General features: G+C 73.6%; 2 protein-coding genes. One reads left to right on the top strand and one right to left on the bottom strand.

The window, feature by feature from the left end; genetic code table 11:
• On the bottom strand, positions 1 to 481 hold a 481-nt coding region (locus AC1D1T_RS32685; protein WP_477993517.1), incomplete at its 3' end, for a GNAT family N-acetyltransferase.
• Between the two features lie 272 nt (positions 482 to 753).
• Here AC1D1T_RS32685 and AC1D1T_RS32680 point away from each other — a divergent pair.
• On the top strand, positions 754 to 1,039 hold a 286-nt coding region (locus tag AC1D1T_RS32680; RefSeq protein ID WP_477993516.1), incomplete at its 3' end, for an aldehyde dehydrogenase family protein.

Genomic DNA, 1,039 nt, shown 5'->3' with positions numbered 1-1,039 from the left:
TCAGGGCCGGGCGCGGCATGCCGCGCGCCTGCGCGTCGAGCCGCGCCAGCGCCTCGCTGTCGTTGTGGTCGGCCGGGCGCAGGCGCCGGCCGGTGTCCAGCGCGACCAGTGGCGCCGGCAGCGCCGTGCCCTGGTGCTGGCGCACCTCGCCGGTCCGCACGAAGCCCAGGCGCTCGTACAGGCCGCGGCCCTCCGGCGTCGCATGCAGCAGCACGCTGCGCCCGCCGAGTCCGGCCAGCAGCGCCTCCATCAGGCGGTAGCCGATGCGCCGCCCCTGGCAGCGCGGGTCGACGATCACCAGGCCGATGGTCGCGTGCCGTTCACCCCAGGACCAGCTCTGCGCGGTGCCCATCAGCTCGCCGTCGCGCTCGGCGACCAGCCCGCGGCCGAACTCGAAGCTGAACTGCCAGTCGGCGAGCCGGTGCGGCCAGTGCACGCGCAGCGACAGCGCGTGGGCGGCGTCGAGGTCCCGGGCCTCCATGGGCCGCAACGCGACCCCGTCGGCCGCGGTCCCGCTCTTCGAAATGTCAGTCAATGGCTTCTCCAGCGCAGGCGTCTCGTGCGATGGTTCCAAGCTTCCCATCGCCCCGGATAGGACGATCTTGTCGCCGCGATCAAAACCGCAGCTTGCGCTGCACGGGCCGGGCGATTCGCCATTTGCTGCGTTCGCCGGCCTGCGTACGGCCGCAAATTCCGCACCACCCTGCCTAGCATTCGAGCGTCGATTGAACCCCATTTTTGCGAGGCCGGCGCGTGCACACCTTCCATCCCGATCAGATTGACGTGCCGAGCGGCCACTTCATCGACGGCCGGCTGCTGCGCCCGGCGCAGGCCGCGGGCTTGGCGGTGTCGCGCCCGTCCGACGGCCGCCACCAGGCCGAGCTGCCGCTGGCCGACGCGGCGATGGTCGACCAGGCGGTCGAGAACGCGTGGACGCGCTGGCGCGCCAGCGACTGGTCGCGCCGCCCGCCGCGCGAACGCGCCCGCGTGCTGCGCCGCTGGGCCGACCTGGTCGAGGCCGACGGCGCGGTGCTGGCGC

Source organism: Rhizobacter sp. P2_H3 (genome assembly GCF_056403355.1).
Note: the sequence above shows the minus strand (reverse complement) of the source record. Positions and strands in the feature narration are given on the sequence as shown.